Origin of the sequence: Kaistia defluvii (assembly GCF_040548815.1) — a bacterium.
GTDB classification, from domain to species: Bacteria; Pseudomonadota; Alphaproteobacteria; order Rhizobiales; family Kaistiaceae; genus Kaistia; species Kaistia defluvii_A.
The window spans coordinates 373,894-393,586 of sequence record NZ_JBEPSM010000004.1 but is presented as its reverse complement, the minus strand read 5'-3'; the positions used below and the strand labels follow the sequence as shown (position 1 = coordinate 393,586).

21 protein-coding genes and 1 tRNA gene are annotated in these 19,693 nt (G+C 64.7%); 4 read left to right on the top strand and 18 right to left on the bottom strand.

Features of this window, described 5'->3' with window-relative positions:
- Positions 1–13: 13 nt before the first annotated feature.
- Both atpD and ABIE08_RS21970 read left to right on the top strand, forming a co-directional pair.
- Positions 14–1,459, top strand: coding sequence for a F0F1 ATP synthase subunit beta (atpD, locus tag ABIE08_RS21975; RefSeq protein WP_266331641.1), 1,446 nt, complete (start codon positions 14–16; stop codon positions 1,457–1,459).
- Between the two features lie 26 nt (positions 1,460–1,485).
- Complete coding sequence (locus ABIE08_RS21970; RefSeq protein ID WP_266331640.1) at positions 1,486–1,890, top strand: F0F1 ATP synthase subunit epsilon; 405 nt, start codon at positions 1,486–1,488, stop codon at positions 1,888–1,890.
- Positions 1,891–2,025: 135 nt separating this feature from the next.
- Here ABIE08_RS21970 and ABIE08_RS21965 read toward each other — a convergent pair whose 3' ends face one another.
- From ABIE08_RS21965 to ABIE08_RS21900, 14 genes are all read right to left on the bottom strand, one after another.
- A complete protein-coding gene (locus ABIE08_RS21965) occupies positions 2,026–2,361 on the bottom strand; it encodes an RcnB family protein (protein WP_354554073.1) in 336 nt (111 codons plus the stop codon).
- Positions 2,362–2,474: 113 nt separating this feature from the next.
- On the bottom strand, positions 2,475–2,996 hold the full coding sequence (locus tag ABIE08_RS21960; RefSeq protein WP_354554226.1) for an RNA pyrophosphohydrolase: 522 nt from the start codon (positions 2,994–2,996) through the stop codon (positions 2,475–2,477).
- Positions 2,997–3,306: 310 nt separating this feature from the next.
- Complete coding sequence (locus tag ABIE08_RS21955) at positions 3,307–4,641, bottom strand: S41 family peptidase (RefSeq protein WP_266331638.1); 1,335 nt, start codon at positions 4,639–4,641, stop codon at positions 3,307–3,309.
- On the bottom strand, positions 4,638–5,999 hold the full coding sequence (locus ABIE08_RS21950; protein WP_354554071.1) for a murein hydrolase activator EnvC family protein: 1,362 nt from the start codon (positions 5,997–5,999) through the stop codon (positions 4,638–4,640). Before ABIE08_RS21950 ends, ABIE08_RS21955 begins: the two co-directional genes overlap by 4 nt.
- A gap of 179 nt (positions 6,000–6,178) precedes the next feature.
- On the bottom strand, positions 6,179–6,658 hold the full coding sequence (gene rlmH, locus ABIE08_RS21945; RefSeq protein ID WP_354554069.1) for a 23S rRNA (pseudouridine(1915)-N(3))-methyltransferase RlmH: 480 nt from the start codon (positions 6,656–6,658) through the stop codon (positions 6,179–6,181).
- A gap of 9 nt (positions 6,659–6,667) precedes the next feature.
- The gene (gene rsfS, locus ABIE08_RS21940; protein ID WP_266331634.1) at positions 6,668–7,093 is read right to left on the bottom strand and encodes a ribosome silencing factor; all 426 of its coding nucleotides are present in this window, start codon (positions 7,091–7,093) and stop codon (positions 6,668–6,670) included.
- A 125-nt stretch (positions 7,094–7,218) separates the two neighbouring features.
- Entirely contained in the window at positions 7,219–7,851 is a 633-nt protein-coding gene (locus tag ABIE08_RS21935) for a nicotinate-nucleotide adenylyltransferase (RefSeq protein WP_436409598.1), read from the bottom strand.
- 29 nt (positions 7,852–7,880) lie between these two features.
- Positions 7,881–9,185, bottom strand: coding sequence for a glutamate-5-semialdehyde dehydrogenase (locus ABIE08_RS21930; RefSeq protein ID WP_354554065.1), 1,305 nt, complete (start codon positions 9,183–9,185; stop codon positions 7,881–7,883).
- Between the two features lie 10 nt (positions 9,186–9,195).
- Positions 9,196–10,353 carry a glutamate 5-kinase gene (gene proB / locus ABIE08_RS21925; protein WP_354554063.1) on the bottom strand — a complete coding sequence of 386 codons (1,158 nt, stop codon included), beginning with the start codon at positions 10,351–10,353 and terminating at the stop codon, positions 9,196–9,198.
- Between the two features lie 97 nt (positions 10,354–10,450).
- Positions 10,451–11,494 carry a GTPase ObgE gene (obgE, locus tag ABIE08_RS21920; RefSeq protein WP_354554061.1) on the bottom strand — a complete coding sequence of 348 codons (1,044 nt, stop codon included), beginning with the start codon at positions 11,492–11,494 and terminating at the stop codon, positions 10,451–10,453.
- Positions 11,491–12,048 carry a GNAT family N-acetyltransferase gene (locus ABIE08_RS21915; protein WP_354554060.1) on the bottom strand — a complete coding sequence of 186 codons (558 nt, stop codon included), beginning with the start codon at positions 12,046–12,048 and terminating at the stop codon, positions 11,491–11,493. Before ABIE08_RS21915 ends, obgE begins: the two co-directional genes overlap by 4 nt.
- Entirely contained in the window at positions 12,045–12,698 is a 654-nt protein-coding gene (locus ABIE08_RS21910; RefSeq protein WP_354554058.1) for a GNAT family N-acetyltransferase, read from the bottom strand. Before ABIE08_RS21910 ends, ABIE08_RS21915 begins: the two co-directional genes overlap by 4 nt.
- Positions 12,699–12,814: 116 nt before the next feature.
- Positions 12,815–13,090, bottom strand: a complete 276-nt coding sequence (gene rpmA / locus ABIE08_RS21905; RefSeq protein WP_266331625.1) for a 50S ribosomal protein L27 — start codon at positions 13,088–13,090, stop codon at positions 12,815–12,817.
- Positions 13,091–13,136: 46 nt separating this feature from the next.
- The gene (locus tag ABIE08_RS21900) at positions 13,137–13,805 is read right to left on the bottom strand and encodes a 50S ribosomal protein L21 (protein WP_354554056.1); all 669 of its coding nucleotides are present in this window, start codon (positions 13,803–13,805) and stop codon (positions 13,137–13,139) included.
- Positions 13,806–14,758: 953 nt separating this feature from the next.
- On the opposite strand from ABIE08_RS21900, the gene ABIE08_RS21895 reads away from it, so the two are divergent.
- Positions 14,759–14,848: transfer RNA gene (locus tag ABIE08_RS21895), tRNA-Ser, on the top strand.
- A 214-nt stretch (positions 14,849–15,062) separates the two neighbouring features.
- Here ABIE08_RS21895 and ABIE08_RS21890 read toward each other — a convergent pair.
- Positions 15,063–16,775, bottom strand: coding sequence for an RNA-directed DNA polymerase (locus ABIE08_RS21890; protein ID WP_354554054.1), 1,713 nt, complete (start codon positions 16,773–16,775; stop codon positions 15,063–15,065).
- A gap of 82 nt (positions 16,776–16,857) precedes the next feature.
- Entirely contained in the window at positions 16,858–17,478 is a 621-nt protein-coding gene (locus ABIE08_RS21885) for a recombinase family protein (protein WP_354554052.1), read from the bottom strand.
- Positions 17,479–18,487: 1,009 nt separating this feature from the next.
- Between ABIE08_RS21885 and ABIE08_RS21880 the strand changes: the two genes are divergently transcribed.
- Positions 18,488–18,994 (top strand): hypothetical protein, encoded by a 507-nt coding sequence (locus tag ABIE08_RS21880; RefSeq protein ID WP_354554050.1) that lies wholly within the window; start codon positions 18,488–18,490, stop codon positions 18,992–18,994.
- Positions 18,995–19,012: 18 nt separating this feature from the next.
- Here the strand turns inward: ABIE08_RS21880 and ABIE08_RS21875 are convergent, their stop codons facing one another.
- Entirely contained in the window at positions 19,013–19,144 is a 132-nt protein-coding gene (locus ABIE08_RS21875) for a hypothetical protein (protein ID WP_354554048.1), read from the bottom strand.
- Positions 19,145–19,160: 16 nt separating this feature from the next.
- A complete protein-coding gene (locus ABIE08_RS21870; RefSeq protein ID WP_354554046.1) occupies positions 19,161–19,313 on the bottom strand; it encodes a hypothetical protein in 153 nt (50 codons plus the stop codon).
- Positions 19,314–19,693: the final 380 nt, after the last annotated feature.

Here is a 19,693-nt window from a genome sequence, read left to right as displayed (position 1 = left end):
AAGGTTGAACACCATGGCGAACACCAATCAGCAGGCCGGCTCCGGCCGCGTCACCCAGGTTATCGGCGCCGTCGTCGACGTGCAGTTCGATGGCCATCTGCCCGCGATCCTGAACGCGCTCGAAACCGACAATAACGGCAACCGCCTCGTACTGGAGGTCGCCCAGCATCTCGGCGAATCCACCGTGCGCTGCATCGCCATGGACGTGTCGGAAGGCCTCGTCCGCGGCCAGCGGGTCAAGGACCTCGGCGGCCCGATCATGGTTCCCGTCGGCGTCGGTACGCTCGGCCGCATCATGAACGTCATCGGCGAGCCGATCGACGAAGCCGGTCCGGTTGAGGCCGAAGGCCTGCGTCCGATCCATGCGCCCGCCCCGTCCTATTCGGAGCAGGCCACCTCGGCCGAGATCCTGGTCACCGGCATCAAGGTCGTCGACCTGCTGGCACCGTATTCCAAGGGCGGCAAGGTCGGCCTGTTCGGCGGCGCCGGCGTCGGCAAGACCGTTCTGATCCAGGAACTGATCAACAACGTCGCGAAGGTGCACGGCGGTTACTCCGTGTTCGCCGGCGTGGGCGAGCGTACCCGCGAGGGCAACGACCTCTACCACGAGTTCATCGACGCCAAGGTGAATGCCGATCCGCACAATCCCGATCCGGCCGTCAAGTCGAAGTGCGCGCTCGTGTTCGGCCAGATGAACGAGCCGCCGGGCGCCCGCGCCCGCGTCGCGCTGACCGGCCTGACCGTCGCCGAGAACTTCCGCGACCAGGGCCAGGACGTGCTGTTCTTCGTCGACAACATCTTCCGCTTCACCCAGGCGGGTTCGGAAGTGTCGGCTCTGCTCGGCCGTATCCCGTCGGCCGTGGGCTACCAGCCCACGCTGGCGACCGACATGGGCCAGCTCCAGGAACGCATCACCACCACGCATAAGGGCTCGATCACGTCCGTGCAGGCCATCTACGTGCCGGCCGACGACTTGACCGACCCGGCGCCGGCCACCTCCTTCGCCCACCTTGACGCCACGACCGTTCTGTCGCGCGCCATCTCGGAAAAGGGCATCTACCCGGCCGTGGATCCGCTCGACTCGACCTCGCGCATGCTGACCCCGGCGATCGTCGGCGAAGAGCATTACGCGGTCGCCCGTCAGGTCCAGCAGATCCTGCAGCGCTACAAGTCGCTCCAGGACATCATCGCGATCCTGGGCATGGACGAGCTTTCCGAAGAGGACAAGCTCACCGTCGCCCGCGCCCGCAAGATCGAGCGCTTCCTGTCGCAGCCCTTCGACGTCGCCGAGGCCTTCACGGGTTCGCCGGGCGTCCAGGTCAAGATCGAAGACACGATCAAGGGCTTCAAGGGCCTCTGCGAAGGCGCCTACGATCATCTCCCCGAGGCCGCCTTCTACATGGTCGGCACGATCGAGGAAGCGATTGCCAAGGCCAAGAAGCTCGCGGCAGCAGCCTGATCGTCTGACGAGAGAAAGAGCCCAACATGGCAGAACCGTTCCCGTTCGAACTCGTCTCACCCGAGCGGCTCCTGCTTTCGGAGTCGGTCGTGTCGGTCGTGGTCCCGGGCACTGATGGCGAGTTCACGGTCCTTAAGGACCATGCTCCCTTCATGGCGACCATCAAGCCGGGCTGCGTTGTCGTCACCCAGGTTGGCGGCGGTGTTCAGAAGTTCTTCGTGCGCGGCGGCTTCGCCGACGTGAACGGGGCCGGCCTGACCATCCTCGCCGAGCAGGCGATTCCGCTGGAAAGCCTTGATCCCGAAGCGTTCGCGCTCGAGATCCGCAATGCCGAGGAAGACGTCGCGGATGCCCGCGACGACGCCCAACGCACGGTGGCGCAGACCAAGCTGCAGCAGCTTCAGGATATCCGCGAAGCCCTCGGACACTGATCTTTCGCGGCTCCTGCCGCGAAATCGAGATACAGAAAAGCCCGCCATGGACCTTCCGGTCGATGGCGGGCTTTTTGCTGTTCGGGGCTGCCCGAGCGAGGCGACGGCCTGGAGGCCGCCGCCGGAATCGAGGCCTTACCGGCCGGGGTTGGCGATCGCCGCGATCAGGCCGCTGGCAATGCCGATCATCAGGTACTGGCCGTCATTCTCGACCCACTGGTAGCCGCGCGGCGGGGCCTTGAGGTGATGGCGCTTGTAGTCGACCCGGTTGCCACGCGCCTGGGACGGCACGCGCTGACCCTTCGACCACCGCTTGCGGTAGTCGTGCTTCTTCATCTGCGGCTGGCGATGCTGCTGCTCGTAGCCGCCATGGCCGCGGCCCTGGTCCCGGTCGCCGCGGTATTGCTGGGCAAAGGCGGCGGGCGTGGCGAACATCGACAGGGCGATGGTGGCGAGAAGAATCTTCTTCATCTGGGTCATCCTCTTTGTTGGTGACCCGGTTGTAGCCGCACCAGCCTGAACCCAGAATGAACGTCCGCCTTATCATCTGTTAAGCATACAGATATCCGTTCGGCCCGCCGGTTTCAGGGCGCCAGATGCCGGAACGCCGAGACGACCTGCTCGTAGACCTTGCGCTTGAACGGCACGATCAGCGACGGCAGGTGCTCGAGCGGCTCCCAGCGCCAGGAGATGAACTCCGCCTCGGCGCTGCCGTCGCCGGGCTCCAGCACGTTGATCTCGCTCTCGTCGCCCTCGAAGCGGAAGGCAAACCACTTCTGTCGTTGGCCGCGATACTTGCCCTTAAGCGCGATGCCGACCAGCTCCGGCGGCAGGTCGTAGTCGAACCAGCCTTCGGCCTCGGCGAGCAGCGAAACCGTCCGGATGCTCGTTTCCTCGAACAGCTCGCGGCGCGCGGCGGGGAGGGGATCCTCACCCTTGTCGATGCCGCCCTGCGGCAGCTGCCAGACGGGATCGCCGGGCGTCAGCTCGGCATTGGGCGAGCGTTCGCCGATGAACACCAGACCATCCTTGTTGAAGACGACGGTGCCGACGCAGGGACGGTAGGGCAGCGAGGTGGGATCGACGGGTTTCTTGCCGGACATGATGGACCATTCGGGATTTGCCCCTCGAAGCGACGGGGCGGGGATTGCGTTGGCGCGACGATAGCATGGCTCGAAGGGGTCGCACCTGACAGGGGCGCCTGTGCACAGGCCCGCTCAACCCCTTCTTCCAAGCGTGCGAAGGCGGGGAGCGGGCGCCTGGGGCGCTGCCGCGTTTCGCCGGCACTATGGGCCGCCTGTACGGTGCCGGCAGTCCCAGGCGTCCGCACGGGGCCTGAAGCGGCCTTGGCGTAGGTATCGAGGCCGTGGCGCGCCGCGCAAAGAAAAACGGCGCCCCGAGGGGCGCCGTTCTGGATCAGTTCGGCACGGCGGCCGCAGCGTTGGGCGGGAAGGCCGCATTCGCCTGCTTGCCGTCGAGCAGGCCGATCGCCTGCTGCAGCTGCTTGTCGTCCTTCGCCTCCGGCGGGACATAGGCCTGCGAGCCCGTGCCCTCGTCGCCGCCGCCCTCATTGGTGAGGTGGCCCTTGAGCGATGCCTCGCCCTTGGTGTCGGTGATCTTGTCCTTGAGCTCCGGAGGCAGGTCCTGCACGACCTGGATATCCGGATCGATGCCCTTGGCCTGGATCGACTTGCCCGACGGCGTGTAATAGCGCGCCGTGGTCAGGCGGATCGCGCCGTTGGAGCCGAGCGGGATGATCGTCTGCACCGAGCCCTTGCCGAAGGACCGCGTGCCGAGGATGGTGGCGCGCTTCTGGTCCTGCAGGGCGCCAGCGACGATTTCCGAAGCCGAGGCCGAACCGCCGTTGATCAGCACGATCACCGGCTTGCCGTCCGTCAGGTCGCCCGGATGGGCGTCGTAGCGCATGTTCTGGTCGGCATGGCGGCCGCGCGTCGAGACGATCTCGCCCTTTTCGAGGAAGGCGTCGCTGACATATTCGGCCTGGTCGAGCAGACCGCCCGGATTGTTGCGCAGATCGAGGATGTAGCCCTTGATCTTGTCCTTGCCGATATCCGCCTTGAGCTTGTCGATCGCGGCCTTGAGGCCGTCGAAGGTCTGCTCGTTGAAGGAGGAGATACGCAGGTAGCCGATGTCGCCTTCAGCGCGAGACTTGACCGACTGGACGCGGATCACGTCGCGGACGATCTTCACGTCGAAGGGCTTCTCGGTGCCCTTGCGCTGGATGGTCACGGTGATCGGCGTGTTGACCGCGCCGCGCATCTTGTCGACAGCCTGGTTCAGATTCATGTTCTGGATGGCTTCGCCGTCCAGCGCCACGATCAGGTCGCCGGCCAGGATGCCGGCCTTAGCTGCGGGCGTGTCGTCGATCGGCGACACGACCTTGACCACGCCGTCCTCCATGGTCACTTCGATGCCAAGCCCGCCGAACTCGCCGCGGGTCTGGACCTGCATGTCCTTGAAGTCTTTGGGGTTCATGTAGCTCGAATGGGGATCGAGCGAGGTCAGCATGCCATTGACCGCCGCCTCGATAAGCGAGCTGTCATCCGGCTGCTCGACATAGTCCGAGCGGATCCGCTCGAACACGTCGCCAAACAGATTGAGCTGCCGGTATGTATCCGAGACGGCGGCATGCGCGACGCCCGGAATCAGGCTCGGAACCTGGGTGAGCGTCACAGCGGCCGTTGCGCCGATGATGGTGCCGGCCAGGAGGAGCGAAGCGTTGCGTATCATCCGCCAACCTTTTCGTCTTTGGATCGGGCCCACCATGGGGCCGGGTCGATCGAGTTACCGTCTTTTCGAAATTCGACATAGAGCACGGGCTGCGTTGCGCCAATGCCTACGGTGCTGCTGCTTGCCAGCAACCGCGATCCCATCAGCGCCACAGGTTCCCCTGCGAGAACGAACTGTCCCAATTCGACGTCGATCCGTTCCATACCTGCCAGCAGAATATGATATCCGCCGCCGGCGTTGATGATCAAGAGTTGTCCGTAGGATCTGAACGGTCCTGCATAGACCACCCAGCCGTCGGACGGCGAGGAAACCCGTGCCGAGGCGCGGGTAGCGAGCGACAGGCCCTGGCTGGTACCGCCCAGCCCGTCCGGGTCGCCAAAGGTCTTCAGCTGCACGCCATTGACCGGCTTGGGCAGCAGGCCCTTGGTCGAGGCAAAGGCGACGGCCGGCGCGATGCGGTCGGCGGCGCCGAGGTTTTCCGGCCGGCGCGAGGCTCGACCATCGTCCATGGCGGCCTGATTGGCCGCTTCCGACTGCTTCGCGGCCTCGGCGGCCGCGGCGGCGGCGGAAATCTGGCCTTCGAGATCGGCGATCAGGCCCTTGAGACTGGTCGCGCTCTTGGCGAGCTGTTCCGACTTCGCCTGCTCCTCGGCGAGCTGCTGCTCCGAGCGGGCGCGCGCCTTGCGCTTGTCATCGACCAGATATTCGATGCGGGTGCGCTCTTCGGCGAGCGCGCTGGCGTCGGCGCGCATCCGGTCACGTTCGCGTGACTGTTCCGATTTGAGCGCTACGAGGTGCTGCAGGTCGGTCGCCAGCGCCTCGGCCTCGACGCGCAGTTCCGGCACGACGGAGCCGAGCAGCATGGCGCTGCGGACCGAGGCGAGCGCGTCCTCGGGGCGGACGACGATCGCCGGCGGCGGCTTGCGGCCCATGCGCTGCAGCGCGCCCAGCACGTTGGCGAGCACGCCGCGGCGGGCGCTCAGCGAGGCGTGGACGGTCTTCTCCTCGTCGAGCAGGCCGCCCATGCGCTGTTCGGCCTCGTCGATCTGGCGCTCGAGGCCGCGGGCCCGTTCGCCGGTTTCGATCAGGGACTTGTTCAGCGTCATGCGGTCCTGGTCGAGCTGGTCCATTTCGGAGCGCAGCGCCGCCTGGCGCTCGGCGGTGACCTCGATATCGTGAGTAATGGCGTCGAGTTCGGCGCGGCGGGCGGCGCGCTGCTGCTCGGTTTCGCTGATCCCACCCTGCGGTGCCGGCTGGGCCTGGGCCGTGGGCTGGGGCGAATCGACGGCATGCGAAGGCAGGGCGGTGCCGGCGGCCAGCGCCGCGACAAGGGCAGCCCGACTGATGACGGGACCCATCTGTCGAGGCAGCGAAGAGACCCGAATGCGAACCAAGTGCAGGCGCCCGACGGCTAAAGCTGAGTTAACAGCGACGAGATTTGGCAGCGAAGTGTTAACACCTCGTCAACCTCCAACTACCCGAGCGTAACCGCGGATTGCGGCCGAAGCGCGACGGGCCCCAGGCGATATAGGGCGGCCTATTCGCGGTGATAGGGGTGGCCGGAAAGGATCGTCATCGAGCGGTAGACCTGCTCGGCCAGCAGCAGGCGGACGATCTGGTGCGGCCAGGTCATGGCGCCGAAGGCGAGCTTGAGGTCGGCGCGCTTGCGGATGGCGTCGCCATGGCCGTCGGGACCGCCAATGGCGAAGACGAGGTCGCGGATGCCCTGGTCGCGCCAGTCGCCGACGCGCTTGGCGAAGGCGGGGCTGGACGGCGTCTCGCCGCGCTCGTCGAGCGCGACCAGAATGGCGCCGTCGGGGAGGGCGGAAAGCAGCGTCGCCGCTTCCTGGGCCATGCGCTCGTCGGGCCGCTGGGCGCGGCTCTCGACAAATTCGCGGACGGAGAGGGTCAGGCCGAGACTGCGCCCGGCCTGCGAGGCCCTGTCGATATAGCGCTCGATGAGCGCGCGGTCGGGGCCGGCTTTCAGCCGACCCACGGCGGCGATCATTATGCGCATCGAACGGCCTTAGCTGCCGGGCTGTTCCCGGGCAGGGGTCGGCGCCGAAAGCGACTCGTCCGCCGACCACATCTTTTCGAGATTGTAGAAGGAACGGACTTCGGGCCGGAAGATGTGGACGATGACATCGCCCGCATCCAGCAGCACCCAATCGCAATGGGGTACGCCTTCGACGCGTGCGACGCGTCCGCCGGCCAAAGTCAGGTCGCGGCTGATATGCTCCGCGATCGAGCTGACATGTCGCTGCGACCGGCCCGTGGCAACGACCATGAAGTCGGCCAAGGCGGATTTGCCGGCGATATCGATGGAAACAATATCCTCAGCCTTCGAATCTTCGAGGGTGGTGAGGATCGCTTTGAGAGCTTCGTCCGCCGCAATCTGCCGGCTAACGGCCACTCGGTGAGGCGCGCGCTGGATGGCGTCCTCAGGCTGCATTGCCGTCGTCAGTGGTCAGTCCTTTCGCCATTGGCGCGCTGGGCCTTCGATCTGGCCAGGAGCGGATGCGCTCCACGCGATGGAAATCGTGCAAAAAAGCACATAGGCACGACGCTGTGGCGCTTTCAAGACGCGGCGGCACTCTTATTGCGTTTGGCGCGCAGTTCCGTCGAAGAAAGCGCGATTCGGGGCCCGTGCAGGTAGATCCAGGCCGGAGTCCGGCGTGTCGGCAGCCGGGCCGCGTCGATTTCGCGGAGCCGGCGTCGGCGCAGCGCGAACGCGGCCGGGGCGGCGGTGGCGGTGAAGGTGCTGCCCGGCCGGTCATAGACTGCGATCGGCATCAGCCGGGAAATCCGGCGCCAGTCGCGCCAGCGATGGAACTGACGCAGATTGTCGCCGCCCATCAGCCACACCAGCTCAACGCCCGGCAGGCGCCGCGACAGGATCGCCAGCGTGTCGGCGGTGAAGCGGGTCTTCAGCGTCGCCTCGATGGCGGTGACGTGGATCTTCGGGTGGCGCGCCATGGCGCGCGCCGCCGAGACACGGCGGCCGAGCTGTTCCGGGGCATGGTCCTTGAGCGGATTGCCCGGGGTCACCAGCCACCAGACGGCGTCGAGCTTCAGCCGGCGCAGCGCCATAAGGCTGACGGTCAGGTGGCCCTGGTGCGGCGGATCGAACGAGCCGCCGAACAGGCCGATGCGCTGGCCGGGCGCCGCGAAAGGCAGCTTCAGGGCCGAACGCAGCGCCGGGTCCACCATCACGGTCTGGATCTCGGCCTCGCCGAGGCTCACGGCCGCGTCTGCCCGGTGCCGTTGACGCGGTACTTGAACGAGGTCAGCTGCTCGAGCCCGACAGGTCCGCGCGCATGCATCCGGCCGGTGGCAATGCCGATCTCGCCGCCAAAGCCGAACTCGCCGCCATCGGCGAACTGGGTCGAGGCATTGTGCACGACGATGGCGGAATCGACCTCGGCCAGGAAACGGGCCGCGACCGCCTCGTCCTCGGTGATGATGCCGTCGGTGTGGTGCGAGCTGTAGGTCTCGACATGGTCGATCGCTTCGTCGACGCCGTCGACGACCTTCACCGAGATGATCGCGTCGAGATATTCGGTCGACCAGTCCTGCTCGGTCGCAGGCGTCGCGGCCGGGAAGCGCGCGCAGACTTCTGCGTCGCCCCGGATGGCGCAGCCGGCCGCGACCAGGGCGTCGAGGATCGGCACCAGATGGGTGTCCAGGATGGCGCGGTCGATCAGCATCGTCTCGGTCGCCCCGCAGACGCCGGTGCGACGCATCTTGCCGTTGACCAGCAGCGTCTTCGCCATGCCGAGATCGGCCTTGGCGTGGACATAGACATGCACGATCGCCTCGAGATGGGCGAAGACGGGCACGCGCGCCTCTTCCTGCACGCGCGCGACCAGGCTCTTGCCACCACGCGGCACGATCACGTCGATCGCGCCGTCGAGGCCGGACAGCATGGCGCCGACGGCGGCGCGGTCGCGGGTCGGCACGATCTGGATGGCGTCGGCGGGCAGGCCGGCCGCGACCAGTCCCTCGACGAGGGCCGCATGGATGGCGGCGGAGGAATGGAACGAGTCCGAGCCGCCGCGCAAAATCACGACATTGCCGGCCTTGAGGCAGAGCGCGCCGGCGTCAGCGGTCACATTGGGACGGCTCTCATAGATGACGCCGATGACGCCGAGCGGCGTGCGGACGCGCTCGAGATGCAGGCCGTTCGGCCGGTCCCAGGCGGAAATCACGGTGCCGACGGGATCGGGCAGGGTGGCGATCTCGTCGATCGCGGCCGCGATGCCTTCGATGCGAGAAGGGGTCAGCGTCAGCCGGTCAAGGAAGGATGCCGCGGCGCCTTCCGTCTTCATCCCGGCGACATCGCGGCCATTGGCTTCGAGGATGATGTCGGCGCGGGCGCGGATGGCGGCGGCCATGGCCTTCAGCGCCGCGTTCTTGGCCTCGGTCGAGGCCAGCGCCATGCGCCGGGCGGCGGCGCGGGCGCGGCGGCCGATATCGAGCATCACGGCTTCGACCGTCTCGGCCTGGTTGCCGTTCGTCGTCTCGCGGAGGAGGGAGGTGGTCATGATGATCTTCCTATTCGCCGCGAAGCGCCATGTCGTCGCGATGGACCATGGCAGCCCGGCCGGCAAAGCCGAGAATCGTTTCGATTTCCTTGGTATTGCGGCCGGCGATGCGTTCGGCGTCGGCCGCGTCATAGGCGACCAGGCCGCGCGCGATCTCCTCGCCATTCGGCCCCTGCACGATGATCGCGTCGCCGCGCTGGAACCGGCCCTCGATGCGCCGGACGCCGGCCGGCAGCAGGCTCTTGCCCGAGCGCAGCGCCTTGACCGCGCCATCGTCGATCACCAGCACGCCCCGCGTCTCCAGATGGCCCGAGATCCACTTCTTTCGCGCGGTTACGGGGTTCAGTTCCGGCAGGAACCAGGTCGCCTTGGCGCCGTCCGAAACCCGCTTCAGCGGGTTCTGCGGCTTGCCGAGCGCGATCAGCATGGCGGCGCCGGCCACGGTGGCGATCTTGGCCGCCTCGACCTTGGTCTTCATGCCGCCGCGCGAAAATTCCGAGCCGGCGCCGCCGGCCATCGCCTCGATCTCGGCGGTGATGCGCTCGACCACGGGAATGAAAGTGGCGTTGGGATCGGATTGGGGCGGGGCGGTATAGAGCCCGTCAATATCGGAGAGCAGCACCAGCAGGTCCGCGCCCATCATCGAGGCGACGCGGGCGGCGAGGCGGTCATTGTCGCCATAGCGGATCTCGCTGGTGGCGACCGTGTCGTTCTCGTTGATGACGGGAATGGCGCCGAGCCTCAGCAGCGTGCCGATGGTCGAGCGGGCGTTCAGATAGCGCCGCCGTTCCTCGGTATCGCCCAGCGTCAGCAGGATCTGCCCGGCGGTGCGGCCATGGCGGCCGAGCATTTCGGAATAGGCCCGCGCCAGCGCGATCTGCCCGACGGCGGCGGCGGCCTGGCTTTCCTCCAGCTTCAGCGCGCCCTTGGGCAGGCCGAGAACGCCGCGCCCGAGCGCGATGGCGCCCGACGAGACGAGCAGGATCTCGCGGCCGCCGGCGGCGAGCTGCGCCACGTCGTCGACGAGGGCGGCCAGCCAGTCCTCGCGCAAACGGCCGGTGGCACGATCGACCAGCAGCGCCGAACCGATCTTGATGACGATGCGGCGGAAATTCTCCGGCTTGAGCTTCACCGCGATGTCGGCGGTCTGTTCCACGATCAGGCTCATGGTGTCTGTGCTCTTCGATCCGATGGGGCGATGCCCTGTTGCAAGGCTCAGGAGGAAGGCCGGCGGGCAGAGGTCCGCCGGCATGGTCTCATGAGCTTCACGGTCGCCAGGGTTCGCCCTTGGCGCTCGGATGCATGTTCGGGTCTTCCAGCTTGCCTTCGTCGATGATGCGGCCGATGGCGCGCAGCGCCCCTTCCATGCCGACACGGGTGGCGGCGGAGAGAACCAGCGGCGTATGTCCGCAGGCCTTGGCCAACTGTTTCTTGCGCTTCTCGAGCTCTTCCTCGGGAATGGCGTCGGCCTTGGACAGCGCCACCACTTCGAGCTTCTCAGCCAGCACGTCGCCATAGGCGTCGAGCTCGGCGCGGACGATGCGATAGGCTTCGGCCGGATCTTCCTGCGTGCCGTCGACGAGATGCAGCAGCACGCGGCAGCGCTCGACATGGCCGAGGAAACGGACGCCGAGGCCGACACCCTCATGCGCGCCTTCGATCAGGCCGGGAATATCGGCCATGACGAATTCGCGGCCGTCGCTGCGCACGACGCCGAGATTGGGATGCAGCGTGGTGAAGGGATAATCGGCGATCTTCGGCTTGGCCGCGGTGACGGCGGCCAGGAAGGTCGACTTGCCGGCATTGGGCAGGCCGACAAGGCCGGCATCGGCGATCAGTTTCAGCCGCAGCCAGATCCAGCGCTCCAGACCCTCGAGGCCGGGATTGGCGCGACGGGGCGCCTGGTTGGTCGAGGTCTTGAAATGGGCATTGCCGAAGCCGCCATTGCCGCCCCGGGCCAACTGCACGCGCTGGCCGACATGGGTCATGTCGGCGATCAGCGTTTCGCCATCCTCGTCATAGATCTGCGTGCCCACGGGCAGCTTCAGGGTGACGTCGTCGCCCTTGCCGCCGGCAAGGTTGCGGCCCATGCCATGCACGCCGACCTTGGCCTTGAAATGCTGCTGGTAGCGATAGTCGATCAGCGTGTTGAGACCATCGACGCACTCGGCCCAGACGTCGCCGCCCCGGCCGCCGTCGCCGCCATCCGGGCCGCCGAACTCGATGAACTTTTCCCGACGAAACGACACGCAGCCTGCGCCGCCGTCGCCGGAGCGGATGTAGACCTTGGCTTCGTCGAGAAATTTCATTTTTTCAACTCGTAGTGACGCGCGCGCGTCAGGGCTGTGTCGATATGCGCAAGATCGCGGCCAAGCGCAAGGTTATGCTGGATCGAGCGACCGACGATCTCGAAACCGAGCCGCTTCTGGATGGCGAGCGAGCGCTCATTGCCCTCGAACACGCCGGACTGGATCGTCGTGACGTCGGGATCGACAAAGGTGTCGTCGACCAGGGCCGCCACGGCCTCACTCATATAGCGCTTGCCCCAATGGGCCTGCGCCAGCCAATAGCCAAGCACCGGTTCCGGACCGGCGTCGCGCAGCGAGATCAATCCGATCATGCCATCGCGATCGATCGCGTAGACCTGCTCGGCGCTGACCGGGCGCTGCGACCGTTCCCAGGCGAGGAAGCGTTCGGCCTCGTCGTGGGTATAGGGATAGGGAACCCGCGCCAGCCATCGCGTGACCTCGAAATCGTCGAGGCCGGCGACAATGGCCGCGGCATCGCCGGGCCGCAGCGGGCGCAGCAGCAGGTTGGCGGTCTGGATCGTCTTCTCGGGCAGCATCGCTCGTATCGTCATCATCGCTCGCCCTCCTCCTGCAAGGGGCGGGGCCACAGGAAGGTCGCGGCACCGTCGCCATGGGTCGGGCGACCCCAGGCCTTCAGGCTCTGCCAGACCCGGCGTTCGAGCACGAAATGCTCGACCGGAACGGAACCGCGCGCTGACAGCGAGCGCACCATGCCGGTATCGCGGAACTGGAAGCCGCACTTTTCCGCCACGCGGCGGGCGGGGCCGTTCGTCACCCGCACCGCGCACCAGAGCCGCTCGACCCCGCCTGCGCCAAAGGCATGGTCGATCGTCGCGTGCGCGATCTCGGTGCCGAAACCCTGGCCCCAGAACCGCTCCGCCACCCAGAAGGACAGGTCATGACCGTCGGGACGCGTCGCGCTCGGCCGGTGGAAGCTGGCCCCGAGCAGGCTGCCATCGCCCTGCGACACCGCAATATGCGCGTGGCCGAAGGCCGAATTGCGGCCCTGCTGGATCCAGGCCTCCGCATCGGCGCGGCGATAGGGATGCGGCACGCTGACGAGGTTCATCGCCACGCGCGGGTTGTCGATCGCTGCGGCGAGAACCGCCGCATCTTCCGTCCTGGGCCGACGCAGCGCGAGCCGCGCGGTCAGGACGGTCCGTTCTTCGTCGTCGAGCGTGTCTTCCGAATCCTGGTCCCGCATTGGTGCCTCCCGGTCGGGCCAAAAGAAAAGGGGAGATGGTGTCCCATCTCCCCTGTCTTCTGACCGTCACGGTCGGCCGGGTCGATGCGACGCCGGCGTTCCCGAATGAAAGCCGGTTATTCTGCAGCCTCCAGCGCCGCCGGAGCGACGACGGATACGTAGGTGCGGCCATTGGCTTTACGACGGAAGGATACGAATCCCTCCTCGGTAGCGAAGATCGTGTGATCCTTGCCGAGGCCAACTCCGGTGCCCGGATGCCACTGCGTCCCGCGCTGGCGCAGGATGATGTTGCCCGAGATGACGGCTTCGCCGCCGAACTTCTTGACGCCGAGGCGTCGACCCGCGGAATCGCGACCGTTGCGCGAGGAACCGCCTGCCTTTTTGTGTGCCATGATCGAACTCCCGATCCGTTGTTAGGGGCGCGCTAGAAAGCGCGGCTCAGCGATCTTCGCCAGACTTCAGCTCTGCCTGGTCGATCTTGGCGCGCGGCGGCTTGCCGGCGAGAAGCTCAGAGGCCTGCTGGACCCACTCTTCGCGAACAACCCGGCCACGCAGGGCGAGCTCTTCATCATACTTGGCGATGTCGGCATCGGTCCAGGCAGCAATCTGCTCCCAGCTGGTGATGCCGGCGGCGCGCAGCTTCTTCTCGATGGTCGGGCCGATGCCCGAGATCAGCGAGAGGTTGGAGCTGTCGAGCCCGCCGCTGACGAGAGCGGCCGGAGCCGTGTCGGTCGCGGGTGCTGCAGCCTTGGCAACCTTGGCCTTGGGGGCCTTCTTGCCGGACGCCTTGGCGCCATTGGTCAGGATCTCGGTGATCCGGACAATGGTCAGGTGCTGGCGATGGCCGCGGCTGCGCTTCGAATTCTGACGGCGGCGCTTCTTGAAGACCAGGATCTTGCGCGTGCGCATCTGGTCGATGATCTCGGCCGAGACCGAGGCGCCTTCGACGAAGGGGGCACCGATGGTGACGCCGGCTTCGCCGCCGACGAGGAGAATCTCGCCGAAGGTAACCATATCGCCGGGCGCTCCTTCGAGCAGCTCGACTTCCAGTTCGTCATTGGCGGCAACCGAGTACTGCTTGCCACCCGTTTTGATGACTGCGAACATTGTTCTATCCAGTTGTTCAGCGTGACCTCGAAGGGTCCGCTTCTTCAGTCAGGGTTCATTGAAATGGAAATGGCGCAGCCGAAAGCCACGCCGCCATTCCGGGCGCACTTATAGGGACGAGCCCCCATCTGTCAAGCGAAACCGCCCGCCCCGGACTCCCAAAAGCCAGCCCCGCCAAGGCCTCGCGCCCCTGCGACGGCTACGGGGTTTGGGGGCGGGGGCGGGGTGAAGGCGTGCCAGGCCAATTGATACCTCGCGGTGTTGCGACGCGGGCTGCTGCAAGTTCAGTCGTCCATGCTGGTGGGCTTGGCAACAAGCGTTCGACTCCCTCCGCGACCGACGGCCGCCCCGCCGGACGCGTGTGCCCTCGTCGATGGGGGCGTGGACATGGGGCAGCTGCGCGGCTGTCGTGGTGCGTGAAAGCCGGCGACTTTGCGGGATTGGGGCTGGGTCACTCTGCACGCGTAATGGGCCGGGCAGATTTGCGGAGTCAGGGGCTGTCTTCAGCTCTCTCGCGTCCGATCCCCGGCTGGCCGCGTCTGCCGCCACAGCTTGGCTGCTTACAACGCGATATAACAGGATCGTTTGCCCTCCCGTTTGCAGGCGCCTCACCCGCCATCCGCCTGCCACCTGCTTCGAGATATTAAAGCCCAAGCTTAAGCTAGTGCGCCCGGCCGACTGTCCCTCGCTTCCTGCGACCAGCCTCTGCTACGCGCGCATGCTGCGTCTGCCGCCTTTCCCCGGCCTTTGCCGTCTGGCTAAGCCCCGGCGCCGAGTTTGATCCGGCCGCGATTGCCTCTCTCCGGCCGCGATTGCCGGCGTCGGTGTCGAAGCGGGGCGGGGGCCGGGTGCCGAGAGGGCAATGATCCACAAGGCGTTGGAAAGGTAGCGAAGGGGCTTGTCATCGTCCGAAGACCCATGTATCAGGCCAATCGCGCTGACAGCGCCACCGCGGAGAGGTGGCAGAGTGGTCGATTGCACCGCACTCGAAATGCGGCATACTCGCAAGGGTATCGGGAGTTCGAATCTCCCCCTCTCCGCCATTAGCTTTTTGCTCCCCCAAGAGCCTTTGTCGTCAATTACTTAGCTCCTATCTCTTCGGGAGTGCTCCCCCATACTGCTCCCCCAATTTTCCAGTTTGGCCAGCATGAGAGCTGAGATGGAATCTATCGGTGCCACGGCATTGATCGATGTTCGACGCGTTTAGGGGTGGAGAGCCGCATTTGCAGTGTTGGTTAGCCCACCTCACGCCCTGCGCTACAGAAGGATATCGGCAAATAAGTCGGCAATATCGATGTCTGAGTCATTGTGTTCCGGATCGTCGGTGTCATCAGTCTCGTCGGGCTCATCCTCGTTTCGAAACTCACCATAGTCGTCTCCGTAGTGCTCCAGCGCATTCTCCGGCGAATCCTGATCGTCGTCTGGACCACCATCGGGCCCCTCATCATGTTCGCCAAATACCTTCGGAGGGGCCGACCAATCAATTATGCTTCTACGTTGTTCGTGAAGCAGCCGCATGGCGGGGCCGTCTCCATCGGCAAGCCAACTATCGAGCCCTTTCCCCAAGTGAACTAGCTCCAAGGTCAGCGGCCAATCGGAGCCGGACAAGGGCTCGCCCTCAACAGCCTCTACAAGTTTCCCGCGCCACTGCCGGTCAACGAGCATGCCATTAGCCCCCATATGGGCTAGAAAAGCTTTTGTTAGGCTCCCGCAGCTTTCAACAAGCGGTTCTGAGATGCCTTTGACTACGCGGACGCCAAGCTCCTTGAGCAGCCAGAGCGCCCAAACTGCTTCGGAGTCATATCCAGAGGAGCCCCGCGATTTGGCCACTGATTGAGCGATATCGATCCAGAGAGCGGTATCTATGGGGTTCCCTATTCGTCTTCGCCAAGCAACAACCCTTGCGACATAGTCAAAAGAGTGCGGGAATTGTAGAGAGCATTGTGCAAGGAAATGCTCCAACGTAACCCAATCACGGGACCAGCCTTTGTACTCATCAATCTTCCGAACAGTTCGTCGGATGACGCCATCGTCGTTCTTCTCGGTCGCAATGCTGACGGCGCTGCTAAGTAGAGGCAGAATTCCACCGGGCCCGGCGAAGTTGCCGACTAGGTAGCGCTCTAGCTCCCGCTCGAACTCAACCGGCCAGTCGTCTCCAAATACGTATTTGGAAGAGACTATCTTCGTCTTGGACTCGTTGATGTCCAGCTCGTGATCGCGCAGCGCGGTGCGAAGATTTGAAAGATGGCGCTCGCATTCCTCTTGCGTATCGCCCCCAATCCAATAGTCGTCTACGTGTCGAAGGAATGTCGGTGGTTTGCTGCCGCTTCGCACTATAAATTGATCATCGACCGATGACATCAATATTTCGGAAATTATCTTTGAAGTGTCCGGACCTACCGCTATGCCAACTGTTTGTCTAGATTGAGATTGTCGTAATATGAAGTCAAGTTTATTGCCCCAAACACTCTGTGAGTTCTGCCTTGTATCAGCCTTTGCCTCCGCTTTTCCGTTGATTGCCCACGGAATACTGTGAGTATAAACGGAGGGAAAAAACCGCGAAACATCGGTTATCAGGCAGAGGTTAAATCTAGAGAACTTTCTTAGTCGATGCGAGGGCAGCTCTGCGTGGCTCGTTATTCTAACGTGGCGAGGGCCGTGGCGATAAAAGGCTGGCCTGGACAATGATCCCGTGGATCGACTTAGCAAGTTCTCCAGCTCGCCCCAATGTTTCTGAAAGAATAAGGCCTGATCCCTAACAAAGGCCGGGTGAGGTATGCGAAATAGGCGACGCTGTCCACCACGCTTGCTTGCATTGTAGACTGCCTGACCTCCGACCGAATCCCGTAAAACGCCATAGCTCGATCCCAGCGACGCAAAGCCATCCCAAATATCTCGTGAGGTGAAAACGGGTGGAAGGTTTTCCGGGAACAGACCCTTGGAAACAAATATACTTGGATCTGGCTGCATCTATTCCCCCCCTCGGCCGCCTCAGCACGGCCTCTCGCTATGCTTGCACAATCCAATTGTATTTGGCACTGGAAGGCGGCATTTAGGCCTCCTCCATCATCCGCTTCGCCAGCCGTGCGAGAGTGCTGCGAGACGCTCCCGTGGCCGCCACGATGCTATTCCAGCTTTGTCCGCCCTTGAGCATCTGCATGATGGCGGCGTTGCGTCCCTCGTCCTCAGGGCGGCCCTTATAGCGGCCTTCCTCTTTCGCCTTGGTGATGCCCTGCGCCTGCCGTCTGCGTCGGTCCTCGTAGTCTTTCCGGGCAATGGCAGCGAGCATATCGAGAAGCATCCCGTTGAGCGCGTCCAGCATGCGGGACGTGAAGTCGTCCTCCTTGGCCGTCGCCATGTCGTGGGAGGTCGGGAGGTCGAGAGCGACGATGCGGACCCGGCGTTGCCTGATCTCGTCCTTGAGGCGCTCCCAGTCGGCCGTGTTGAGGCGGCTCAAGCGGTCTACCTGCTCGATTAGGAGGATGTCTCCCGGCTGGCAGTCCGAGAGGAGGCGGAATAGCTCGGGGCGGGCCAGGGAGGCTCCGCTCTCATTCTCCAGGTAGGTGGCCGCGATCCTCAGCCCCCTCTCCTTGGCGAAGGCCTCCAGGTCCGCCTTTGCGCGGCTGGCATCTTGTTCCTTGGTGGAGGCGCGGAGATAGGCGCGGACGAACATGGCGAGACCCCATCAGTTCGATTTGGATGGTCTCATTATTGATGGTTCGCTTTGGGTTGTCAAAGAGTATTTATCGAACCAGCTCCACAAAGGTTCGCTAAAGGTATACCCATATGGACGGACCTCAGGCTGAGGCGGGCGGCGATGATAGAGGCAGGGCATGGGCGAGGGCGAGGCCGCTCGATGGGACCACGGAGGGGCCGGTGGCCGCGAGCTTGATGGGAGCCCCCACGGCCGAGACCCTGGGCCAAATCGGAGGGGGCCGTACGGGGGGAAGCTGACCCGCTGTCACGTATGTTGGACGTGTCGCGCGGCCGATACTTTTTCGCAATCCGGGAGCGGCGTTTCCAGTCCGTTCCGGGAGGTGGCCAAACGTTCCTGTTTGTTCGCGAATTGTTGCCACCGCACGTTGCGACCCTTGATGGCGGACACCAAACCTGCGCATAAGTAACCATGCGTAAGCTAGGGAGTGATTCTTCGAGTTTCCCCAACGGAGAAGCATTTGGCGACCCCAATCAAGCTGACTTTCGCAGAGCGCCCGGAGCATCTGGTCGCAGACTTTCTCGACCATCTACACAAGACCGGCTCGCCGCATACTTGGCGGCACATTTCCGGAGAGCCTCCACCAAGGGATGGGGTAGTAGTCCTCCACCCCTACTTTACAATTGCTGGCTTGGGTAGGGAGCGGGCACCCTGCCCACTATGCAGTCCGAACAGCCCGAAGTACCTCAGGGGCCACCTACTGTGGTCTACTTCCGCCGGGACTCTCCATGCGGTTGGTCACTGCTGTGGGCATCAGTACTTTAGCGGCGATCAATTCGGAGCAGCCCTCCGCGAGTCCGAACACATCCGGCAACGCCGGGAGTTGGAAGACAGCCTTCACCAAAGGTGGTCATCGGTGGCGGACCTTGTGCGGAGGGGCGAAGCATCCCGGCTTCAGTGTCGGAGCTACGATGCAGTCGTCAGGCGTATCCGTAGCGGCCTAACGGCCCGGGTTTGTCGAACGATCATGGCCATGATCTCTACGGGCGGCGGCTTCTTGCAGGTAGCCCAGGGGGTGGATGCGCTATCGGCGGGCGGTATCGGCGGCATTGTGACGCCGTTCGGCTCGGTCCCCTTGAGTGGCGGGCGCGTGCTGAAGGTTGGCCGCTCGGGCTCCCTGGAAGGCCGCGTAACCTCGGCACTCGTGCCGCTCGCCCAGCTTGAATGGCGAAATGAAGCGGAGGCAATTGGTTGGCTCTGCGATGCCGAGCTGGCCGACCTCGTTCGCCTCAATCGCTGGGTAGACGCCGCATGTGATGAGCTGGGGGCGGCCGAGGAGGCCCTCAACAGCCTTCGTGCTTTCCTGGAGGCCGAGAACCTCACGCTGCTGTCGAGTTGGTCTAAAGAGGTGCACGGCGAGGGTGCGCTGAGACTATTCCGCCACGGGGACGAGACCCTCACAATCTGGCGAGGAGCGGAGCGGGTCCAGAGTTTTCATCTGCCCCCGAACATTTGGGAGCCCTTCCCGGAGTAGCCGGCTTCGCGCAGTGAGCTACGTCCGGCCCAACGCGAGCACCAGAGCGAGGAACAGTCCGAAGAACGTGATGCCGATCATCAGGCCGACCCGCATGGTGGAGATGTGCAGGGCCACCCTGAGGTCATCCTTTGTCACGAGTTCCGGCATGGTGACTCCCGGCTGCCTAGCGCGTCACGTCGAGCAGATAGACGATGACGACGAAGGCCGCCATCATCAGCGCGAACCGGATGGTCAGCTTCTTGGCCTGCAAGTCTATCGCTTGGTGCAGGTCCGCGAGGGTGGCCTTCATGTCGTCCTTTGGGGTTGGGGCAGGCATAGCGTTGCTCCTCGGTGTCGGGCCTGACGTTGGCCCTTCGCTCATTGATCGCATCATCTTCCCTCGGCCCACAAGTTCCCTCGAAGTCTTCCCTCAGGCCCTACCTGACGCTTGGACATTGGGCGATGCGTCCTTGGCGGTGGAGACCTCTGGATGGGCGGGGGGGGTGCTTAGGGCGGGGCATGGGGTGGACGCGAAGAGGTTGCGGTAGGTTGGCCGGATGCGGATCGGATGGGGAGACTTGCGGGCGAGTGCGTAAGGGGACTGGGTGAGGTGGGGATTCATCCCTCCACCCTCTCCGGGCCATGAGCGGGGCTGGAAGCTTGTCCGGGAGGAGGTCAGTCACCTTGAGCATAAATGTCGGGTCTCCTCTCCCAGCC

What these genes read in the sequence shown, in the direction of transcription:
- ABIE08_RS21885 (WP_354554052.1), bottom strand. Translation starts at nt 17,478, where the DNA reads ATGTTCGTCCGCGCCTATCTCCGCGCCTCCACCAAGGAACAAGATGCC.
- ABIE08_RS21970 (WP_266331640.1), top strand. Translation starts at nt 1,486, where the DNA reads ATGGCAGAACCGTTCCCGTTCGAACTCGTCTCACCCGAGCGGCTCCTG.
- ABIE08_RS21965 (WP_354554073.1), bottom strand. Translation starts at nt 2,361, where the DNA reads ATGAAGAAGATTCTTCTCGCCACCATCGCCCTGTCGATGTTCGCCACG.
- ABIE08_RS21930 (WP_354554065.1), bottom strand. Translation starts at nt 9,185, where the DNA reads ATGACCACCTCCCTCCTCCGCGAGACGACGAACGGCAACCAGGCCGAG.
- obgE (WP_354554061.1), bottom strand. Translation starts at nt 11,494, where the DNA reads ATGAAATTTCTCGACGAAGCCAAGGTCTACATCCGCTCCGGCGACGGC.
- ABIE08_RS21870 (WP_354554046.1), bottom strand. Translation starts at nt 19,313, where the DNA reads ATGCCTGCCCCAACCCCAAAGGACGACATGAAGGCCACCCTCGCGGAC.
- rpmA (WP_266331625.1), bottom strand. Translation starts at nt 13,090, where the DNA reads ATGGCACACAAAAAGGCAGGCGGTTCCTCGCGCAACGGTCGCGATTCC.
- rsfS (WP_266331634.1), bottom strand. Translation starts at nt 7,093, where the DNA reads ATGCAGCCTGAGGACGCCATCCAGCGCGCGCCTCACCGAGTGGCCGTT.
- rlmH (WP_354554069.1), bottom strand. Translation starts at nt 6,658, where the DNA reads ATGCGCATAATGATCGCCGCCGTGGGTCGGCTGAAAGCCGGCCCCGAC.
- ABIE08_RS21910 (WP_354554058.1), bottom strand. Translation starts at nt 12,698, where the DNA reads ATGCGGGACCAGGATTCGGAAGACACGCTCGACGACGAAGAACGGACC.
- ABIE08_RS21880 (WP_354554050.1), top strand. Translation starts at nt 18,488, where the DNA reads ATGGCCATGATCTCTACGGGCGGCGGCTTCTTGCAGGTAGCCCAGGGG.
- ABIE08_RS21890 (WP_354554054.1), bottom strand. Translation starts at nt 16,775, where the DNA reads ATGCAGCCAGATCCAAGTATATTTGTTTCCAAGGGTCTGTTCCCGGAA.
- atpD (WP_266331641.1), top strand. Translation starts at nt 14, where the DNA reads ATGGCGAACACCAATCAGCAGGCCGGCTCCGGCCGCGTCACCCAGGTT.
- ABIE08_RS21875 (WP_354554048.1), bottom strand. Translation starts at nt 19,144, where the DNA reads ATGCCGGAACTCGTGACAAAGGATGACCTCAGGGTGGCCCTGCACATC.
- proB (WP_354554063.1), bottom strand. Translation starts at nt 10,353, where the DNA reads ATGAGCCTGATCGTGGAACAGACCGCCGACATCGCGGTGAAGCTCAAG.
- ABIE08_RS21900 (WP_354554056.1), bottom strand. Translation starts at nt 13,805, where the DNA reads ATGTTCGCAGTCATCAAAACGGGTGGCAAGCAGTACTCGGTTGCCGCC.
- ABIE08_RS21935 (WP_436409598.1), bottom strand. Translation starts at nt 7,851, where the DNA reads ATGGTGGACCCGGCGCTGCGTTCGGCCCTGAAGCTGCCTTTCGCGGCG.
- ABIE08_RS21950 (WP_354554071.1), bottom strand. Translation starts at nt 5,999, where the DNA reads ATGGGTCCCGTCATCAGTCGGGCTGCCCTTGTCGCGGCGCTGGCCGCC.
- ABIE08_RS21915 (WP_354554060.1), bottom strand. Translation starts at nt 12,048, where the DNA reads ATGATGACGATACGAGCGATGCTGCCCGAGAAGACGATCCAGACCGCC.
- ABIE08_RS21955 (WP_266331638.1), bottom strand. Translation starts at nt 4,641, where the DNA reads ATGATACGCAACGCTTCGCTCCTCCTGGCCGGCACCATCATCGGCGCA.